The 19896-nt window shown below is 47.5% G+C and carries 26 protein-coding genes; 23 read left to right on the forward strand and 3 right to left on the reverse strand.

Annotated elements, in window-relative coordinates; translation table 11 throughout:
* Positions 1-184 precede the first annotated feature (184 nt).
* From IPL71_RS18950 to IPL71_RS18970, 5 genes are all read left to right on the forward strand, one after another.
* On the forward strand, positions 185-547 hold the full coding sequence (locus tag IPL71_RS18950) for a hypothetical protein (protein ID WP_345324331.1): 363 nt from the start codon (positions 185-187) through the stop codon (positions 545-547).
* 59 nt (positions 548-606) lie between these two features.
* Positions 607-918, forward strand: coding sequence for a hypothetical protein (locus IPL71_RS18955; RefSeq protein WP_345324414.1), 312 nt, complete (start codon positions 607-609; stop codon positions 916-918).
* A gap of 48 nt (positions 919-966) precedes the next feature.
* Complete coding sequence (locus IPL71_RS18960) at positions 967-1311, forward strand: hypothetical protein (RefSeq protein ID WP_345324333.1); 345 nt, start codon at positions 967-969, stop codon at positions 1309-1311.
* 20 nt (positions 1312-1331) lie between these two features.
* On the forward strand, positions 1332-3251 hold the full coding sequence (locus tag IPL71_RS18965) for a TRAFs-binding domain-containing protein (protein ID WP_345324335.1): 1920 nt from the start codon (positions 1332-1334) through the stop codon (positions 3249-3251).
* Positions 3252-3325: 74 nt separating this feature from the next.
* Entirely contained in the window at positions 3326-3718 is a 393-nt protein-coding gene (locus IPL71_RS18970) for a hypothetical protein (RefSeq protein WP_345324337.1), read from the forward strand.
* A gap of 30 nt (positions 3719-3748) precedes the next feature.
* Here the strand turns inward: IPL71_RS18970 and IPL71_RS18975 are convergent, their stop codons facing one another.
* Positions 3749-4219, reverse strand: a complete 471-nt coding sequence (locus IPL71_RS18975) for a hypothetical protein (protein WP_345324339.1) — start codon at positions 4217-4219, stop codon at positions 3749-3751.
* A gap of 110 nt (positions 4220-4329) precedes the next feature.
* On the opposite strand from IPL71_RS18975, the gene IPL71_RS18980 reads away from it, so the two are divergent.
* From IPL71_RS18980 to IPL71_RS19010, 7 genes are all read left to right on the forward strand, one after another.
* Positions 4330-5679: a matrixin family metalloprotease gene (locus tag IPL71_RS18980; protein ID WP_345324341.1), complete on the forward strand. Its 1350-nt coding sequence runs from the start codon at positions 4330-4332 to the stop codon at positions 5677-5679.
* A 26-nt stretch (positions 5680-5705) separates the two neighbouring features.
* Positions 5706-6296: a deoxynucleoside kinase gene (locus IPL71_RS18985; protein WP_345324342.1), complete on the forward strand. Its 591-nt coding sequence runs from the start codon at positions 5706-5708 to the stop codon at positions 6294-6296.
* 76 nt (positions 6297-6372) lie between these two features.
* Positions 6373-7317 carry an ABC transporter ATP-binding protein gene (locus IPL71_RS18990; protein WP_345324343.1) on the forward strand — a complete coding sequence of 315 codons (945 nt, stop codon included), beginning with the start codon at positions 6373-6375 and terminating at the stop codon, positions 7315-7317.
* Positions 7318-7328: 11 nt separating this feature from the next.
* Positions 7329-8633 (forward strand): ABC transporter permease, encoded by a 1305-nt coding sequence (locus IPL71_RS18995; protein WP_345324345.1) that lies wholly within the window; start codon positions 7329-7331, stop codon positions 8631-8633.
* A 19-nt stretch (positions 8634-8652) separates the two neighbouring features.
* Positions 8653-9855, forward strand: coding sequence for an ABC transporter permease (locus IPL71_RS19000; RefSeq protein ID WP_345324346.1), 1203 nt, complete (start codon positions 8653-8655; stop codon positions 9853-9855).
* A 48-nt stretch (positions 9856-9903) separates the two neighbouring features.
* Complete coding sequence (locus IPL71_RS19005; RefSeq protein ID WP_345324347.1) at positions 9904-10323, forward strand: pirin family protein; 420 nt, start codon at positions 9904-9906, stop codon at positions 10321-10323.
* Positions 10324-10405: 82 nt separating this feature from the next.
* Positions 10406-10744, forward strand: coding sequence for a pirin-like C-terminal cupin domain-containing protein (locus IPL71_RS19010; RefSeq protein ID WP_345324348.1), 339 nt, complete (start codon positions 10406-10408; stop codon positions 10742-10744).
* 102 nt (positions 10745-10846) lie between these two features.
* Here the strand turns inward: IPL71_RS19010 and IPL71_RS19015 are convergent, their stop codons facing one another.
* Complete coding sequence (locus tag IPL71_RS19015) at positions 10847-11548, reverse strand: 3-keto-alpha-glucoside-1,2-lyase-like domain-containing protein (protein WP_345324350.1); 702 nt, start codon at positions 11546-11548, stop codon at positions 10847-10849.
* 118 nt (positions 11549-11666) lie between these two features.
* Between IPL71_RS19015 and IPL71_RS19020 the strand changes: the two genes are divergently transcribed.
* From IPL71_RS19020 to IPL71_RS19030, 3 genes are all read left to right on the forward strand, one after another.
* Positions 11667-11930 (forward strand): NUDIX domain-containing protein, encoded by a 264-nt coding sequence (locus IPL71_RS19020; protein WP_345324352.1) that lies wholly within the window; start codon positions 11667-11669, stop codon positions 11928-11930.
* A complete protein-coding gene (locus IPL71_RS19025; protein WP_345324354.1) occupies positions 11927-12130 on the forward strand; it encodes an NUDIX hydrolase in 204 nt (67 codons plus the stop codon). Before IPL71_RS19020 ends, IPL71_RS19025 begins: the two co-directional genes overlap by 4 nt.
* Before the next feature lie 84 nt (positions 12131-12214).
* Complete coding sequence (locus IPL71_RS19030; protein WP_345324356.1) at positions 12215-12775, forward strand: hypothetical protein; 561 nt, start codon at positions 12215-12217, stop codon at positions 12773-12775.
* A 58-nt stretch (positions 12776-12833) separates the two neighbouring features.
* Here the strand turns inward: IPL71_RS19030 and IPL71_RS19035 are convergent, their stop codons facing one another.
* Positions 12834-13526, reverse strand: a complete 693-nt coding sequence (locus IPL71_RS19035; RefSeq protein WP_345324358.1) for a class I SAM-dependent methyltransferase — start codon at positions 13524-13526, stop codon at positions 12834-12836.
* A gap of 21 nt (positions 13527-13547) precedes the next feature.
* Between IPL71_RS19035 and IPL71_RS19040 the strand changes: the two genes are divergently transcribed.
* From IPL71_RS19040 to IPL71_RS19075, 8 genes are all read left to right on the forward strand, one after another.
* Complete coding sequence (locus tag IPL71_RS19040; protein WP_345324359.1) at positions 13548-14024, forward strand: YbaK/EbsC family protein; 477 nt, start codon at positions 13548-13550, stop codon at positions 14022-14024.
* Positions 14024-14473: a protein tyrosine phosphatase family protein gene (locus IPL71_RS19045; RefSeq protein WP_345324360.1), complete on the forward strand. Its 450-nt coding sequence runs from the start codon at positions 14024-14026 to the stop codon at positions 14471-14473. The genes IPL71_RS19040 and IPL71_RS19045 overlap by 1 nt, the downstream gene beginning before the upstream one ends.
* Positions 14474-14740: 267 nt before the next feature.
* Positions 14741-15496, forward strand: coding sequence for a YwaF family protein (locus tag IPL71_RS19050; RefSeq protein WP_345324362.1), 756 nt, complete (start codon positions 14741-14743; stop codon positions 15494-15496).
* A gap of 43 nt (positions 15497-15539) precedes the next feature.
* Positions 15540-16310, forward strand: a complete 771-nt coding sequence (locus IPL71_RS19055) for a hypothetical protein (protein WP_345324363.1) — start codon at positions 15540-15542, stop codon at positions 16308-16310.
* Positions 16311-16388: 78 nt separating this feature from the next.
* Positions 16389-17519, forward strand: a complete 1131-nt coding sequence (gene hppD / locus IPL71_RS19060) for a 4-hydroxyphenylpyruvate dioxygenase (protein WP_345324365.1) — start codon at positions 16389-16391, stop codon at positions 17517-17519.
* A gap of 70 nt (positions 17520-17589) precedes the next feature.
* Entirely contained in the window at positions 17590-18474 is an 885-nt protein-coding gene (locus IPL71_RS19065) for a fumarylacetoacetate hydrolase family protein (protein WP_345324367.1), read from the forward strand.
* Positions 18471-19316: a hypothetical protein gene (locus IPL71_RS19070; protein WP_345324369.1), complete on the forward strand. Its 846-nt coding sequence runs from the start codon at positions 18471-18473 to the stop codon at positions 19314-19316. The genes IPL71_RS19065 and IPL71_RS19070 overlap by 4 nt, the downstream gene beginning before the upstream one ends.
* 74 nt (positions 19317-19390) lie before the next feature.
* Positions 19391-19873, forward strand: a complete 483-nt coding sequence (locus IPL71_RS19075; RefSeq protein ID WP_345324370.1) for a GGDEF domain-containing protein — start codon at positions 19391-19393, stop codon at positions 19871-19873.
* Positions 19874-19896: the final 23 nt, after the last annotated feature.

Raw genomic sequence — 19896 nt, forward strand, 5'->3', positions numbered from 1 at the left:
ACAAATAGCACCTATTTTAAAAGTCGCATGGGCAAACTTTGGTCAACTGGACGAAGTATCAACAAAACGCGCAAGCTATCTGACAAAATAAGACGATGGATCGCGCTTTTGGCGTTTTATCGACTTTATTTGCCATTCTTAACAAACTATATCCTGAAATTTTCCGGCGATTGGCAAGTTTATCTTGCAGCTGCTGCTTATAGTTTCACCCATTATGGCATCTTTGCTTGCAGCATATACCAGCAAAGCCTTCTCTACAGGCGATTGGCTGATTACCCGCGCCGGTGCAGAAGAAGTATTAAAAGAGATATATAAATATAGAACCATTTTAATAAATACTCCAACCCGTCGTATATGGCTGGAGGAAAAGTTAAAGGAAATTCAACGTTCGGTATTTCGCGGAATGAATGGCGAATTGGTAATGGAAGCTTACAAAGGTGCGGTTCCCCCGCCTTCACGCTTCAATCCCAATGATCCCAACTCCGATACTGGTCTTCACGACCTGACTGGCGAAGAATATTATAAATATCGCTTGACGACCAATTAACCTGGCATCAAAAAGGTGGTCAGAAGACAAAAGGAAAGAACCGTCTTTAGTTACTTATTCTGTTTTCAGGTGTAGCAGGCGCATTGTTTGCAGCACTCGGCAGCGGTTTCACTCTATGGGTAGCCCTTGCAGCTTCTCTAACAACAACTTTAATTGGCTGGCAGGAATTACGCAACCTTGACCTTGTAGTACGAAACTACAGCAAGTTGATTATGGAATTAGATATTCTCGCCAGTCATTGGTTAAATCTGGAAGAAGACGAACGCACGCAAACCGAGTTTTATAAAATGGTAAATGGCACAGAAGAAATCCTGTGGAGCCAAAACGTGGAATATATCAAATCCATGCAAGAGGCACTCAAGGAATTCTGATCTTGAAGAAGAAGCAAGCCTAATTCATCGTGTTAGTCCAGGAACAACGTGATTCCGATCGCCGCCTCAAACAAGGCAAGGGAAGATGCGATCGTGGACTATACACGGGAGAGTATGCTCGAAACCGAAGAAAAGCTGACGGAAACCTTCAAAGCCACTCTTGGCTCGCTCTCAGGAAGCTTATCCTCAGAATTGGTACAGGCTGAACTAGCCGCCATGCGCGATGCGATACAGGATGTGATGGAAGATATTTCTGAACACCTTGGAATATCTTCAAAATTAAAGGCGATTGAAGAAGAGTTTGAAGGCGTGGATATTAGCAGCAGCACTCCGATGAGCGTGCTTAATGATCTCATGTCCCGTTATCCAAAAACATCTGACGCAAAGGGATAATTCACCCCTAAGGAGAAACCATGACCGATCCAAACGTAACCGCTCCAAAAGAAACTGCAGCAGATGCCAATAAACCTGTCGATCCATCTCTCCCTCAGGCCAACCCTGTGGCGAATACACCGAAACCGACCCAGGTTCCAGCGGTGACTGGTACGGCTGAGAAGCAGGCAAATGTCACAAAACCCGTTCTGCCTGCGCCCAGATCAGAGTCGAACGATTCATCCCCCTCCCCTGCCCGTCCAATTCGGCCGGAAATTCGTCCACATGCATTTGTTGTGATGCCGTTTGGAAAAAAGAAAGGCGGAGACGGCTCGCTTTATGATTTCAATGCCATCTACAAAACACTGATCATGCCCGCACTTGAAGAAGCAGGCTTTGAACCGTTTCGCGCTGACGAAGAAACGACATCGGGCGATATCCTGACGGATATGTTTCAGGAACTACTGCTGGCAGACCTTTGTTTATGCGATTTAAGTATTGATAACGCCAACGTTTATTATGAGCTCGGCATCCGCCACGCATTCCGCAAACGCGGTGTAGTACATATTCAGGCGGGGCGTGCTTATATGCCCTTTGACATTTTCAACGTCCGTACCTTGCCATATCACATCACACCTGAAGGTGTGCCAGACCCAGCCTTCATCAAAACGGATATTCAAGCCATCGCACGCATGACCAGAGATACGTGGGCATCAGACCGCGATGCGGTCCACAGCCCGATCTTCAACCTGCTTTCAGGGCTGAAGGAACCCGAGCGGAGAGCGCTGCGCACCCCGCTGGCAACAGGCTTCTGGCGTGAATACAATGAATGGAAGGAAAGAGTAACCGTAGCCCAACGCCAGAAACGCATTGGTGATATTTTGCTCCTGACAGAAGAGATCCAAAATCCCCTCATCAAGGAAGAGGCGATTGGAGAAGCCGGTAAAGCGCTCGCCAGTATGGGACGCAACGAACTTGCGCTTGCCCAATACCGCAAAGGACTGGAAGTAAACGCCGGCAATCTCTCATTCCGCCGCGAAGAGGCTTTTCACTTAAACCGCCTCAACCGCGTGGATGAAGCCATCATCAAGATCGAGAACCTGCTCACCGACTTCCCAAATGACAGTGAGGCGATCTCATACCTTGGCAGGATCTACAAGGAAATGTGGACGGAATCATGGAAGCAAATTAGCGATAAAGCCAAACGCATGAAGAGCGCGTTCGACTCGTATCACTGGCTGATAAAAGCAGTGGATATCTACATGAAGGGTTTTCAAATTGACCTGAATAATTATTACCCCGGTGTCAATGCGCTTACCCTTTCCACAATAGTCCTGCACCTGGCCGATAAATTTGATGATAAAAAAGACCCCGATCCCGATATCGCCCGCATCCGTGAAGGCTTACCTGCTCTACGCGGCACGCTGATCTTTGGGCTCGAAACCCAAACAGACAACGACAAGGCAGATTACTGGACTCTGATCTCATTGGCTGAGTTGAGAGTACTCACCGCAGAGAATCCATCCAGCGTGGTGCGCGCCTATCGCAAAGCACTTACCGCATCACGCCGTAATATTTTCTTCCTAAACTCTTCACTGGCACAGTTGGAAATTCTTAAGGCGCTTGGTTTGCGTGACGAGTTCGTACAGGTTGCCATCAATACAATTCAGGAAGAGATTGCGCGCACCAGCACGGAAGAGAATCTACAGGATTCAGCAAAAAGAGAAATTCGAAAAAAACCTCAAAAAACGGCAGGGCATTTCTCTTTACCGGATATATGGTCGATTCCCCCAGCAAGGACAAGAAAACATTCCCAGCCGATAAGGAAAATGAAATTCGCAAGGAAATCCTCAATAAACTGGACAGCCTGCACATCAACCCTGATGACCGGGCCTACGTTGCCGGTCTGTCTGCCGGAAGTGAGATTCTCTTTGCAGAAATTTGCGCAGAAAAAGGCATAAAAGTAAGAGCCTATCTGCCGTTACCCGAATCAGCCTACATTCGCCAGTTTGTTTCGCCCGGCGGAGATTCATGGGTGGACCGTTTTTACAGCATCCGCAATCACCCGCTGGTCGAGGAGTTTTATCAAATTGAAAGCGTGGGACAACCCAAAGCCGGAGATGATCCCTATGAACGTAACAACCGCTGGGCGCTCTATTCAGCACTGGGACGCGGCGTAGACAAGGTAACCCTCATCGCATTATGGAATCCGCATGGAGACAGACCAAAAGACCGTGATGCACGCCTCGTCCACCACATGATCGAACTCATGCGTGAAACAGGCGGCTCCATCGAACAGATCAGTTCTTCAAAATATTTACACAACGTTATTAATAATATGCTTGACCGTCTCATCAGTGAAGGAACGCCCAAACCTGTAAAAATTACAACGAAAGACGCGCCCAAAATAGTTAAAAAGAAAAAATAGACTCTTGAGAATTAATAATAAAACCCGCCGTTAAACGGCGGGTTTCATTATTTTTGCCGCCTTCTCTTTTGGATAAGGCCATATTTCACCCCTCACCCCTTTGGCAAGCAAAAAATCACCTGCCCGCACTGTTTCAACCCCTTCAAGCGTATGCACAGTCACCATCTGATTTTCATCGCCATGGGTTACATCCGTCAGCGGCACAAGTAACGTGATCGCGCGCTTGATACAAAAACCGGGTGTTGTAACCAGATAGGTCTCATCAAAAATATGCGCATCAATCGGCCACCGATCATCCGGTTTATCCAACTCACTCACCAGCAAATCGCCTTTTTTGGCTTTCAATTTTGCCCCCCATGGAGTGGTAATCTCCACCGTCTGAGGCTCATCAGCTCCAGGCACAAAAGGCACAACAAGACGGGCGACCATATTACGATAAGGTTGAAAATTTAAAGAATTGATTAAAGGGTCGTCAGACATCAACACCACGGGCTCATTCATTGCTCACTCCAAATAACGAATATAAACTGTATTATAATGTTCCTGCATTAATTATGGCAATGCCTTGTTTCCCTGTGCCGCAAGAAATCAACCATCAAAACGGAGACCTCATGCATTCTTCATTTTCAAAACATATCACCGCATTTTTTGCAATTCTACTTTTTATCTCCCTGGCTTGCTCATCGCTCACGCCGTCCGCCGCGCCCCAAACAAGCTACCGCTACGACAGCCTCCCCAACGCGGGCGAAGAAGGTGAAACCATTGCCAAATTTCAAGCCATTTCACAATGGGGAAAAACCAACATCACGTATTACTTCATCAACGGAACAGGAAAAATTAACGGCAGCGCCGAGCGTGATTTGATTCGTGCCGCCTTCACACTATGGGCGAATGAAACCCCGCTCACGTTTAACGAAGTATCTGATTCTGCTCAAGCAGACATTCTCATCGGGTGGGCAGAAGGTGAACATGGCGACGGCGACCCCTTCGACGGCCCCGGTGACGTTCTCGCCCATGCCTCCTATCCAAACCCATATCAAAACAGACAAGTCTTTCTTCATTTCGACGACTCAGAAAAATGGGTTAACAGTGAAACTCAAAACGTAGACCTGTTGACCGTAGCAGCGCACGAGATCGGACACAACCTCGGTCTGGATCACAGCAGCGACCCAAACGCCCTGATGTATCCGTCATATTCCGGGCCGCATCGTTTCCTCGGACAGGATGATGTCGCAGGCGTGCAATCTCTGTACGGCCTCGCCGCACAACCTGCTGAATCACCTGAAGCACCACCACAAGGCGCCACGCCTCCGCCCAGTGCGAATCAAGACAGCGACAATGACGGCATATCAGACCAGGACGAAATTTTACGCACAGGCACAGACCCAAACAACGCCGACACCGACGGCGACGGAATAAACGATGGCGTGGAAGTCGCCTACCGCATGAATCCGCTCGATGCCGATATGGATAACGACGGACTGAACGACGGACAGGAAGTGGCGCAAGGCAGCGACCCCTTCTTCCCGGATCAAACCGCAGACATATCTCCTGAATTAAATAAAGAAGTAAGCGACTTTATCACCAGAGCCATTCAACTTCAAATCGAAGCCTATCGTAAAGGCAACGCAAACATCGCCGCATCCATCATGGCCGGCGACATCTTCGCCGCGCTTGAAAACGAGATCGCCTCCCTAAATCAACAAGGCATTGTCCAAATCTCTGAAATTGATTTCTACCAAAGCTATATCAACGACATCCGCGTGGTCAGCAGCACAAAGATCGAAGTGGATACCTGCGAAGTCTGGAGCACGACCACATACCGCCGCTCTGATGGCGCATTAATTCAAAGCACTGACCCGCGCCTTTTGCCGCAAACCATCAGCATTCAAAAACTGGAACAGAACTGGTTTATTACCGAAGTCAATTTTTTCAATGCGCCCTCTTTTTGTCAAAACTAATGCCGCGCAGAAAGGAAACTAGTTTTATGAACAAACTCATCGTCATTGTCGGTCCCAGCGGAGTTGGCAAAACCACACTCGCACACGCATTATGTGAAGAACACGATTTCGCAATCGCTTACGAACAGCATAATGAGCGGCCCTTTCAGGCGCTATTCAAACAGGATTCAAAATACGCACTTGCAAATCAACTCGACTACCTGCTTTTTCGCGCAGAGCAGGAACATGAACTACGCAAGGGTGAAAGACCCGCATTAATGGACGGCGGCCTCGATCTGGATTTTCATGGATTCACCCGACTCTTCCACATGCGCGGATTTTTGACCGAAGCCGAATATGAATTATGCCGCCGCTTCTATTTCTTAACCCGCAGCCTGCTCCCCCCTCCAGACTTGATCATCTCTTTGAGCGCGGACTCACAAACCATCAGCACAAGATTGGCCGCTCGAAACAGGATCAATATCGCGTCGAGTGAAGATACGTTTCTGGTCGAGGAATATGTCAATGAATGGCTGGCATCCATCCCTAAGTCAAATGTGATTAAGTTAAACGTCTCCCGTGAAAATTTGGATTATGCCCAAAGTGTGCCTGTGATCCTTGAAAAAATAAAAAGATAACGAAACATTAAGACCAAATCTACGTATAGTAGTATGATGCACCAGTAACAAGTCTTGCGTAAATGGAGTATGTTAAATGATTAATGTACCTGCAATCGCAGTTCTGGGATTACATAAATCTTTTGGGGGAAATCAAGCCGTTCAAGGCGTTAATTTTGAAGTAAAGCAGGGTGAAATTTTTAGTCTTCTGGGGCCAAATGGAGCGGGCAAAACAACGACAATTTCAATATTGTCTTGTTTGCTGCGTCCTGATGAAGGCGACGCTCATGTAATGGGGCATTCCATTCGTTCCGACCCCACGGGTGTCAAATCTGTGCTGGGCGTGGTGCCGCAGGATCTGGCTCTTTATGAAGATCTAACTGCGCGTGAAAACTTATCCTTTTGGGGAAAAATGTACGGCCTGCGCGGATCAAAACTTAAACTACGGGTGGATGAAGTATTGGAAGTGATCGGACTGCGCGACCGCGCCAACGAACGTGTGAGTAAATATTCGGGCGGAATGAAACGGCGTGTCAATATTGGCGTAGCGCTTTTACACAAACCTAAAGTTATTTATATGGACGAGCCAACGGTCGGCATCGATCCGCAATCACGACGCAATATCCTTGATAGTGTTGTGGCCTTGAAAAATGAGGGCATGACCGTACTCTACACGACACACTATATGGAAGAGGCGCAGGAACTCTCTGATCATGTTGCTATCATGGATCATGGTAAATTAATTGCCTGTGGTACGCATGAAGAATTGGTAAAACTGGTGGGACAGCAAACGCGTATTGATCTGACCTTGAATGGTGACAGCGAAAATGTAATGGGCGCATGGAAAAATATTGACGGAGTATCACGTGTCTCTTCAGAGGACGGGCTGGTCAGTGTATTGGTAAAAGATAGCAATCAGATATTGCCGCATCTATTTGAGGCCGCGGCGCAGCTCTCCATCAGAATTACTTCGGTGGATATCCGCGAGCCAAATCTTGAAGCTTTATTCCTGCATCTGACTGGGCGCGCCTTACGTGATTAAAAGAAGGCAATATGAAAGCATTCGACATCGCGTTTAAAGATTTAACCCGTTCCTTCCGCAGTGCATTCGCGGTAGTCTTCATGTTCGGTGTTCCCCTGCTCGTAACAGGAATGTTCTATTTCATGTTTGGCAATATCGCCAGCGACGGCGAATTTATGCTGCCAAAGACCAAAGTTGTGATCGCCAATTTAGATGAAGGCGGGCCTAAATTTCAAGTCAACCCAAAGAATATTCCCGGCGGAAAAAAAGCCGATACAATGGGCGATTTGATCGTCAATATTCTGCAAAGCGAGGATATGGCAGACCTGATCGAGGTCACACTTATGCCAGATGCAGAAACAGCCCGCTCTTCTGTTAATAACCAAATCAATCAGGTGGCGATCATCATCCCGTCAGATTTTTCACATCAATTTGCCGATGTGGATGGAAAAGCCGTGATCGAGTTTTATCAGGACCCTACGCTCACCCTCGGGCCGGCCATCATGCGTTCCATTCTAAACCGCTTCATGGATGGAATGGCGGGGGTCAAGATAGCAGTAAATGTTTTTCTAGATGAAGCCGATTCAAGTGAAGTTATGTTAACCGGACAGGTTGTTCAGCAATATTTAAAAGTTTCGTTATCAGAAAACGAAAATGTGGAAGAAGAGTTATTGGATGTACGCGCGCCATCCGGTGGCAAAAAAGATGAAGCAGCCGAAACTCAAAACATTTTGCTCAATATCATCGGTCCGATCATGGGCGGAATGATGGTTTTCTACGCCTACTTCACCGGGACATCCACAGCACAAAGCATCCTCAGGGAAGAAGAAGAGCGAACCCTCCCGCGCCTGTTCACGACTCCTACATCCCAGACAACTATTTTGGCTGGAAAATTCCTGTCTGTATTCATGACTGTTGGCGTACAGGTTTTTGTGCTGCTTGTTAGCGCACACTTTCTCTTTAAAATTCAATGGGGCGATTATTTATCGGTGATCTTGATGTCGGCGGGAATTATCTTCAGCGCTTCGTCGTTCGGAATTTTCGTCAACTCATTTCTTAAAAACACCAAGCAGGGCGGCGTATTATTTGGCGGAGTACTAACCGTAACCGGCATGATCGGCATGATCAAAATCTTTGCCATGAATTCCCCCATCGCAGCAAAAATGGGAGATACCATCTCACTGCTGGTTCCCCAGGGCTGGGCGATCCGCGGATTAATGCAGGCGATGAATAGTGAGCCGATCAATGAGATATTAATCACCATGCTCGCTTCTCTTTTGTGGAGTGCGGTCTTTTTCGCTGTCGGCGTGTGGCGCTTTAATAAACGTTACACATAGAGACGGGAGTAAATTAATTATGATCCGTATTTTCGACATCGCCCTCAAAGACCTATTGCAATTATCACGTGATTTCAAGACCTTCATGTTTTTGCTTATCATGCCGATCCTATTCACGTTCCTCTTCGGTTTTGCTTTTGGCGGATTTGGCGGCAACGACGATTCTGACTCACGGCTGCCGGTTGGGTACCTCTCGCAGGATGACCATTGGATCACAACCGAGCTTCACGATCTATTGGCAGAGTCAGATGTTATTCGTTTGGAAGAAAATCCATTCCTGACTTCATTTGACCTTGAGGAGTTGGTTGCAAATGGAGACCTGGCAGCCGCCATCATCGTCCCTGAAGGGTATGGCCGCGCTGTCTTGAAAAATAAAACTGTTCGTCTAGCTGTAATTGCAGATGCAGGAACCCAGTCCTGGACCACCATTGAAGCGGAAGTTCTCACAGCCGCCAGCCGCATAGACGGCGCAGCCCGCACGGCAACCATCATGGAGCAAATGGAATTGGAAGGCGTTCCATTCGATTATGCTTTCGAACAAACACTCTCAGCATGGGATGAACCGCCGATCTCGATCAACGAAACATCCAGTCTGGCCATCAAACAAACAAGTGACGAGGGCAATGCGCTGGCGCATACATCACCGGGTATGATGCTGCAATTTGCGATCGCCGGTCTACTGACCGCGGCTCAGGTCATTGTCACCGAGCGGACATCACGCACACTCCAGCGTCTGCTGACCACAGCCACGCGCCGCATCCACGTTTTGCTTGGTCATTTTCTGGCGATCTTCCTGCTGATCTTTACGCAATTTACGATCCTGATCATTTTCGGTCAGTACGTATTGAAAGTGGATTATTTACGTCTGCCAGGCGCGACCATGCTGGTGGCATTCAGCGCGGCATTATGCATCTCAGCCCTCGGCCTGCTGATCGGAATCCTGGCCAAAACCGAAGAACAAGCCATTACATTTTCACTAATTCCAATGTTCGTATTTGCCGGACTCGGCGGTGCTTGGGTTCCGCTTGAATTCACCGGCAAAACTTTTCAGGCCATTGGCCACCTCTCGCCTGTGGCATGGGGCATGGATGGATTTGAAAATATTTGCGCGCGCGGACTTGGTTTTGAATCAGTTCTGATTCCTTCCGCAGCCTTGGCCGGGTACGCGGTATTGTTTTTCCTGTTAGCCATGTGGAGATTAAGCGCCTCCGAAGAAAAATAAATTCCGCTCTTTTCGTAATACCTGCCCGACTCGCCGCATCAAATCTATATGACTAACTTTAAAACTATTTCCCATATCATTGAACCGCAGCTCGTCGTGGAAGGCGCAGGCGTTTTGCTTAGGCGTTCCGTTTCTCCGCGTGCAAGCAACGAACACGATCCCTTTTTGCTCTTTGACCATTTCGCCTTCAACAATCCGCTTGAAGGCCCATTGCGCGGCTTCCCGATGCATCCACATCGCGGCATTGAAACCGTCACCTATATTTTGGACGGCACTGTCAATCACCGTGACAGCCTCGGCAATGCCGGCGTGATCGGGCCCGGCGATGTGCAATGGATGACCAGCGGACGCGGCATTCTGCATGAAGAAATGCCCCGCCGCGGCGAAAGCGGAAATATTTACGGATTCCAACTTTGGGTTAATCTACCCGCCGCTCAAAAATGGGACAGCCCCGCTATCAGGAAGTGAACTCCTCCACCATCCCCACCATCGAAAAGACGGCGCAACAATTCGACTCGTAGCCGGTGAACTGGATGGGATTCGCGGCCCTGTGACAGAGATCGCCGCCTCGCCTCTTTATCTGGACGTGAAGCTGGCACCCGGTTCGAAATTCATTTACCCCATCCCAAGCAGACACACAGCGCTAGCCTATGTTTTCGAAGGCGCTGGAGAATTTGCCAACGAGGTCGTGGAATCTGTCAGCATGGTGGTTTTCAATCGTGACGGCGACCAGCTCGAAGTTAAGAGTGACTCGGGTGTGCGCTTTATGTTGATCGCAGGCGCACCGTTCAAAGAACCCATTGTCCCCTATGGGCCATTCGTTATGAACACAGCGGAAGAAATTCAACAAACCATTGCAGATCTGCGTAACGGTACATTCATCAAATAATTGCCAGTCAAAGAATTTGCGCAAGGTAATTTAAATTAAAACAAACAAAAAGAAGGATGCAATAAAAACTGCATCCTTCTTTTTGTTTAAGCCTTGATTAAATTACGGTTGTGATATCTTTAGATTATCAAAAGAAACATGCGCGCCGCCTTCATCCAGTGCGCCCGCGAAAAATCCGATCGTACCGGTAGACAAACGGCTGTCCTGCACTTCACCCAGCAACTGATCGTTCACAAAGTATTGAATACTGCTGCCAACTGCGATCACCTTGAGATGGTTGGTTTGCGCACCCTGTTTGATCGCCGTGGACTGCGTCCAGTCAACGATCATTTCAGGTTCTGTACGTTTGGCGCCATCAATGGCAAGGACATAAAACCCATCGCCGCTGATCGAAAAAGTGTAAAAATCATCCGCGTTTAATCCATAACGGAAAATCACGCCGTATGTGTTGTTGTTGGGTCCGCCAACCTGTGTCGCGTCCACATCCAAAATAAAATCGTCATATTCAACCTTGGTACACTCCGACCAGGAAACATAGGACGGGGTAATAACACGCATATTGAACTGCCCTTTTTCCACAAAGCGCTCCACATCTGCCGTGGACTCAGTGGTGCATGAGTTCGTGAAATCGCTGTCTTCAAAAAGCACGGAATTTTGTGTAGGAGATGGTAATGGCGTGGGTGATGGCAGCGGTGTATTGGTTGGGACGGGCGTAGGTGTCGCTACCAAACTGGAAACTGCGGAACATGCCAGCATGGTCACCAACAACAGCGCAGAAAAAGAAATGACCTTGATGTTTTTCATTTTTGCTCCTGTAAATAAATTTGAATTCGGAGATTATACTGTATGCAGTTTAATTGAAAAGAAAATTTCACGCCATACATTTGTACTGGCAAAAAGAACACAACAAGGAGTAATTTATATGACCCAAACTTTATATGGCCCGCGGCTTGGCAGGGAAGGAAAAATCCGCGTGGGGTGCAGCGCCGCGATCTTTGACGCAAAACGCGAGAAAGTACTGCTCACTCAACGCACCGACAACGGACGCTGGTGTCTGCCGGGCGGCGGCATGGAATCAGGCGAAAGCGCGGCAGAAGCCTGTGAACGCGAGGTATGGGAGGAAACCGGTTTAAAAGTCCGTGTGACGCGCTTGATCGGCGTTTACAGTAACCCGACCAGTTGGTGATCTATGCCGATGGAAACAAAGCCTTCTTTGTTGTCCTGAGTTTTGAAGCGGAGATTCTCGAAGGTGAATTGCAACTAAGCGATGAAACAACCGCTTTTGGATATTACTCCCTGCAAGAAATGGAATTCATGCCAATGCATGGTCAACACAAACAGCGCGTGGAAGATGCCCTGCCAGGCGGCGAAGCGCTGATAAAATAAAAACCCATCTTAAGTAATGGGAAAACCACGTCACCAAATATACAGCGGCGGGTTTCTATTAAAAACCTTATTCGTGGAGACTGTATGCTCAAAAATATTTCGGAACGTTTTTATCAATGGAATAAAGGCTGGTTGATCTTTATCCTGTTCCTGCTCGATGCTTTCTTTGCCGGGTTCCTGCTCCCGCTTGTTCAAGGCATCATGCAGGACGGAACAGGCGGCGTGCTTCCGCTTGATCTGATGATCTTCACAACCCCGCAAAAGATCTACGCTATGATCGCCAGATACGGCGAATTCAATCTTATCTTTTACCGCAACGTGGAATTAACCGTCGATATTGTTTATCCCATCGTATATTTATTTTTCTTTGGCTTGTTGATCTCGTGGCTCTTTCAACGCGGATTTTCATCCACCAGCACGATGAGAAAATACAATATCGTGCCGCTCGGCGCATGGTTCTTCGACCTGCTTGAGAATATTTCCATCGTGGCCCTGCTCTCGCTCTACCCAACTCAATCCGCAGCGCTTGCGTGGGTCTTTATCTTGCTCAATACGATCAAATGGGCTTTTGCTGGAGCCAGCATTTTATTAATTCTAATTGGTCTAATCATGGCGATCAAAAACGGCTTCAAAAAACAAAGTTAAATTTCAATGAAAAAAACCGTCTTGCAAGACGGTTTTTTTCATCATTCATCATTCATCCTTATATCTGTTTCCACCACACGCCCGTACACTCAGGCAAGATCACCCAGTGATTGTCTCTTACCTTATTTCCTAATTCATCTCCAAAGAAAAAGCGCGATAAATATTCTGCTTCTTCAAGAGACTCAAATTTATAGTCAGTGCGGATCCATTTATTTTGGAATCCGGCTTCGTCCAACCAGGGATAATAGTCCTTGAGATGCTCCAACTTAATCGGCGACTCATTGCCTGTGCCCAGCGATTCAAACAAAACGATATAGCTGTTCGGTCTTAAGATGCGTTTCATCTCGCCCAGCCATTTTTCCAACTCCACCCGCGCCGTATCAGGATTCCAGACTGCAAGATACGCCACGCTCCAACCGGAGACGACGAGATCAGCGGATGCATCGTCAACTGGCAGCTGGCGGTGATCGGCCACATCCACCTGCCAGTTGACAAGTCCGCTGGCGCTGAGTTTCTCACGGCAGACCCGCAGCATTTCCTCTGAAATATCGAAAGCGCGGATGCGGGATACATACGGAGCGAGTAAACAGGCCAGTCGTCCAGTACCAGCTCCCAGGTCCAGAACGATACGATCTTCCAGAGTAGTGATCTCACGCAGCGATTTCAGAATATTCCCTTGATAATCTTCGCGCGCGATCAACGCCTCGTACTTATCCCCTTCTGTCTGATAGATTTCTTCTTGTGTAGGCATGTAACCATTATAATATGAGACATGAATCAACTGACCCCATCTGCACAAAAGATACAGAATTTATTAAACTCGCTCGGGTACAAATACACAGTCATTGAACACGCCGAGTCGACTCGCACAGCGCAGGAAGCAGCAGACCGCGCAGGCTGTGAATTGGGACAGATCGTGAAGTCACTGATTTTTCGCGGCAAGACCAGCGGCAAACCGATCCTGGTTTTAACCAGCGGCGCAAACCGCGTGGATGAAAAACGCATCAGCGGGTATGCGGGAGAATCCATCAGCCGGGCAGATGCCGATTTCGTGCGCACAGTTACCGGCTTCGCCATCGGAGGCGTGCCTCCCATCGGTCATCACGAAAAAATGGAAACCTATCTTGATGAAGACTTCCTGCCTTATCAAACCATCTGGGCTGCGGCAGGCACACCCAATGCAATCTTTGAATTACAAACAGAAGACCTGCAAAAAATGACGGCTGGAAAAATAGTGCAGGTGAAGTAATGGAACGCATTTACAACTATCTTAAGTTAAGTGACGATCTGTCTTGCAGCGGAATGCCCGCCCTGGAACAAATTCCGGTCATTGCTGAAAATGGCGTGCAGGTTGTGATCAATCTTGCAACGTCGGCATCTGAAGGTGCGCTTCCAAATGAAAAGGAATTGGTGGAAGCGTACAATATTCATTACTACAACATTCCGGTGGACTGGGAAAATCCAACCACTGAAAATCTGCGTGACTTCACACAGATCATGGATCAGCATAAAGGGGAAAAGATACTCGTGCATTGCAAGGCGAATTACCGCGCCACAGGTTTTATTACGTTATATCGGATCAAGCATCTGGGCTGGGACAGAGAAGATGCCTTTCAAGATTTAAAAAGAATCTGGAACCCAGCCGATTATCCCGCCTGGGAAAAATTCATCGAAGAGAATCTGCCGGCTAAGCAATGATATTCTGTCCGCTTCGCGGGGCGGCCCAACTGGCCACCCAAAAACATATCGACCAAACCATAAAATAGACATTATCAGAAATAAAATTTGAACGCGGATCGCTTTGCGCGCTGAAAACACGGGTTTTTAAAAGGTCATTTCCACGTAAATCCGTGCTCGTCCGCGTCCTGTTATTGGTTTCGCTTATTACCGATAAAGTCTAATAATCAAAACAAAATGTATGGTAAAAAGTGGCGTATATAAAATCAAAAACAAGGAGTGATTCCCATGAGACAATATTTTGATCTGGTTTATAACGGCCCAACTTTTGAACTCTTTGGCAGAGCGCACCTGCTTGCGCTTGCCATCATTACGCTCTGTTGTTTTTCCTATTTATACTTCCGTAATGTGTGGAGTGAAAAGGAAAGAAGAACGATCCGCTGGATATTTGCCATTGCCATCATAGTCAATGAATCCGCTTTGCATATCTGGTCGGCGTATTGGGGAATTTGGAATATTCAAACCATGCTGCCACTGCACATGTGCGCCGTACTCATTTGGTTATCCTCATACATGCTTATTACAAAAAACTATTCAATTTATGAATTTGTTTATTTCATGGGACTTGGTGGAGCCATGCAAGCCGTACTTACACCCGCCGACGCCGCCGCTTACAACTTCCCGCATTTTCGCATCATGCAAACCTTCATCGCACACGGGCTGTTGATCAACATTGCCATCTACATGACCGTCGTGGAAGGATTCCGTCCCACCTTGCAATCTTTCAAACGCGTCTTTATTTGGACAAACATCTATATGATTCCTGTATTCTTCCTTAATCTCGCAATCGGCAGCAACTATCTTTTTGTGGCTGGCAAACCGGATTTCCCCACTTTGCTAGATATGCTCGCGCCCTGGCCCTGGTACATTTTTGAGATAGAAGCGATTGCCTTCTCAATTTTTTTCATACTTTATATTCCCTTCCTGATCAAAGACTGGAAGCAATCGCCTCAAGCTGACCGTCAACCTGCCCAGCCGCAATAAGCATTCTCTCCCCCAAGCTGACTCTAAAGGGACGCTTCCAAACATGCATAAAAAAATATTCCTCATATTCGCCGCCTTAATTCTCTTCGTTGCGGCAGCAACTCCCACCCAATTTGTCCGCGCGGATACCGGCCCCAAACCCGCAATGAATTTTGAACTTGTGTACAACATCCCATCTGTTGCTGTGGTGGATTCAAAACTATATTATTGCGAAGATGAGCTATGCGCCGCCCCTCAAGCGGTAATGGGACCTTTTCACTGCAATGACAGTTCCTGCTATTACGGGTACGGCGGACAGGGTTTTTATAAACTTTCGATCACCTTCAATGACACAACACGTGAAAGCAACATCTTCCAAAAACGCGGCTTTATATCAAACTTTAAGGTGGAGATCAATGACAATTCACTATACATTGAACAAACCAACATAGGTCTGCCTTATTTACCAGCTTTACAATTTAGTGGCTTCCTGGCAGCGTTGATCTTTACTTTGGGAATCGAACTTCCAGTGGCAGGTTTTCTCTTAAAAAAATGGAATATACCGCGCAGATGGTTTTTGATCTTATTCATCAATCTGATCACGCTGCCTTTCGTCTGGTTTATCTTTCCATTCTTTTCCAATTTAATACTTGTCGTTGGGCTTGGTGAATTATTCGCCTTCACAGCAGAAGCCATTTTTTATATGTACGCCTTGCAAAAAGACGGCCTCACCAAACCTCAGGCTATAATCTTAAGTCTGGCTGCAAACGCAGGTAGTTTCTTAATTCCAACCTGCCTGCTACTTTTAATTCTGACGCTTTTTGGCATATCTTAACAATCGCCACCGCCCTTGCAATCAGCACGCTGCATGCAGGCATGTATCTCAGAACAGCTCACCACTTTATAGGAGAAAATGGCAGCAAAACCCAAACACAACGAACGCCCGATGACAGAAGAAGCAGATTTTCTACAGATCAAATCCATTGACCATGTGCATTTTTATGTGGGCAATGCAAAACAGGCAATGTATTATTGGTGGAAGGCTTTTGGTTTCAAACCTGTTGCGTATTCAGGGCTCGAAACAGGCAATCGTGAATTTGCGTCGTACGTGCTTGAATCAGGGAACGCGCGTTTTGTGGTTTCTGCGCCGTACAGCCCGTCCAGTCCGCTGGCTTCACATCATATGGTTCATGGTGACGGGGTAAAGGTCATCGCGCTGGAAGTGGACGATGTGGAAAAAGCGTGGCAGGCTACCACCTCACGCGGCGGAAAATCCGCATGGACTCCGCGCGAAGAAAAAGACGATCATGGAATTTATCGCACTTCCGCGATTTACACCTACGGTGAAACCCTGCATGTCTTCGTGGATCGCACCGATTACAAGGGCGTCTTTGCGCCCACCTACCGCGCCATCAAAGACAAGGAAGCGCAGTCCACTGGGCTGGCGGCGGTGGATCACATTGTTGGCAATGTACAGCTTGGTAAAATGAATCAGTGGGTCAATTTTTATCATCAGGTGATGGGCTTCCGTCAATTGATGCATTTTGATGACAAGGATATTTCCACTGAATATTCGGCGCTGATGTCGAAAGTCATGCAAAACGGGAACGGGCGCGTCAAGTTTCCGATCAACGAACCAGCTGAGGGCAAGCGCAAGAGTCAGATCGAAGAATATCTTGATTACTATCTGACGCCCGGTGCGCAGCATCTTGCCATCATCACCGGCGACATTCTCGACACAATTGAAAAACTCCGCGCAAATGGTGTTGAATTTCTGCGGGTGCCCGATACCTATTACGAATCCCTGCCGGAGCGTATCGGCCAGATCAAGGAAGATTACAAGGCCATTCAGGAACTCGGCATCCTGGTCGACAAGGATGATGAAGGCTATCTTTTGCAGATCTTCACCAAACCCATTCAAGACCGCCCGACCATGTTCATTGAGATCATTCAAAGACACGGCGCACAGGGCTTTGGTAAAGGCAATTTCAAAGCCTTATTCGAATCACTCGAACTTGAGCAGGAACGACGCGGCAACTTATAAAGACCATCAAGAGTCAAAGGTCGAAGGTCTTTGACTCTTGACTTTCGACCTTTGATGCCGACTCATCCCTATGAATTTCGCAACCATCAGCACGCCTCATACTCAACCGCAGCCTGCCCTTGTCTCGAACGGCAGAGTCTACCCGTTACCCTTTGCCGACATGCGCGAGGTGATTCGCGTTGGCAAAAGTGAAGCCGCCCGCAGCGCATCAAAAGAATCATTTGCCGTGGACGAAGTGAAATTCCATGCGCCGCTCGCCCCTACCACCCTGCGAGATGCCTACGCCTTCGAACAGCATGTAAAGACCGCCAACCAAAATCGCGGACGGGACGTACCCGAAGAGTGGTATCAATTCCCTGTTTTCTATTACACCAATCCGCACAGCATTTTTGGGCCGGACGATGAAATTCCATATCCGCATTATACAAACGCCCTGGACTTTGAACTTGAGATCGCAATGGTCATCGGTAAATCGGGTATAAACATAAAACCCGAAGATGCACACGAATACATCTTTGGCTACACGATATTCAATGACTGGTCAGCGCGGGATGTGCAGCGCGCCGAAATGAAAGTGGGACTTGGCCCTGCCAAAGGGAAAGACTTTGCATCGTCTTTGGGACCAACCATCGTGACGAGCGAAGCGCTTGCCGATCGGACAGTAAACAGATCGGGCGTGTACGATCTCAATTTGACGGCAAAGGTCAACGGTGTTGAAATGTCCAGAGGGAATTTTAAAGATATATTCTGGTCATTCGGCGAAATCATTGCGCGGGCATCGGACACATGTCAATTACAAGCAGGCGATGTGATCGGGTCGGGAACAGTTGGCACAGGATGTTTATTGGAATTGACCAGGACCCAGGGCCCGTGGCTGAACGCAGGCGATATTGTGGAATTAGAAATTGAAAGAATTGGGATCTTGAAAAATATCATCGGAGAAAAGAAAAAATGAAAAAGATGGTTCTGGGATTGTTGATAATCTTGTTCGTGACAGTGGCTTGTGGATCAATCGCTCCCATGACACCAGCCCAGCCCAATGTTGAAACGATTGTGGCGGCAACATTTTCGGCATTGACAGCCAGCGCTCCCCCAACAATGGAAGCTGAACAAATCACACCAGACGGCACCCCAGTGAACACGGCGGAAATTTCGTTCCTAATTCCAAATGGGATCGCCAACGATGCGACATCGGTTACTGGCACGGAAGTTGAATTCCCATATGTCAACCCATCGAACGGAGCCATGCCGAGGCATGTAAAACTCACGTTGAATCTTTATGCTTTGAGCGGAACACAACTCCAGCCGCACATTATGATTTTTCGTTCTGAGGAATACGCGCAATATACTGGAAATACCGCAGCTATTATCAGCGAGATGCAATCACTGCAATATGTAGACGGTCAACCGCTGTCTGAAAAACTGGGCAGTGATTTTATTACACAGATCCACGCGGTTAATTTCAAAAACGGAAGCGGCGTACGTTATCTGACACAAGTATTCATGAACTTTCAGGCTGTGAACAACGAAGAACTTTTTTATTATTATCAGGGAATGACTGATGACGACAAGTATTATGTTCAGGCCATTTTGCCCATCAACGCACCCTTTCTTGCAGTGGATGGTGACCCGAACGGCCCGCTGCCTGCGGATGGAATCCCATTCAACACGAATGATTTCCCAGGTTATCTTGAGACCGTTACGCAACAACTAAACAGCACAGACACTTTTTCCTTTATACCCTATCTGGAATATCTGGATGCGCTGATCGAATCAATGCAAGTGACTGGATTTTAATTTCAACGGGACCTATCTGCCAAGTGCTGTGATCTGCGATTCATCATAAAGTCCGAATAAAACTGGAGAAGGATATGAAAAAAATAATGCCGCGTGGTGAAGAAATGTACAGCAGTGATGTATTTAACATCCTCTTTGAATATGAAATTGCACGTTGTAAACGATATCCAACACCGCTGGCCCTACTCCAAATCGAAATGACCTCCTCCACATCGAACGAAAATACAGAAGACAATACCGCTTCAATTTTCGCGTCGGCACTTAATGCCCATCTTCGCTCGGTGGATATTGCATCCAAAACCGGAAATACTTTTATGTTATTACTGCCAGCATCAGACGAACACGGCGCGCACGCGGTTTGTGACCGGCTGTTATCTGTTTTCAAAAACAAATTTGATACGCAAAGCGGGGGCTCCGTCGCGTTTTCACTTCAAATCGGCGCTGCTGCACATGGTGGAGGTTCTGACATCTCTGGCGATGAACTGCTTCAAAAAACAGAAAAAGCGCTCAAAGAATCAAAATCAAAAGGCCCAAATACATTTGTTCTTATACCGTAAACCTTACTGGCAGGAGACAATCG

The sequence above is a fragment of the Candidatus Villigracilis proximus genome (genome assembly GCF_016717045.1).
Taxonomy (GTDB): Bacteria; Chloroflexota; Anaerolineae; order Anaerolineales; family Villigracilaceae; genus Villigracilis; species Villigracilis proximus.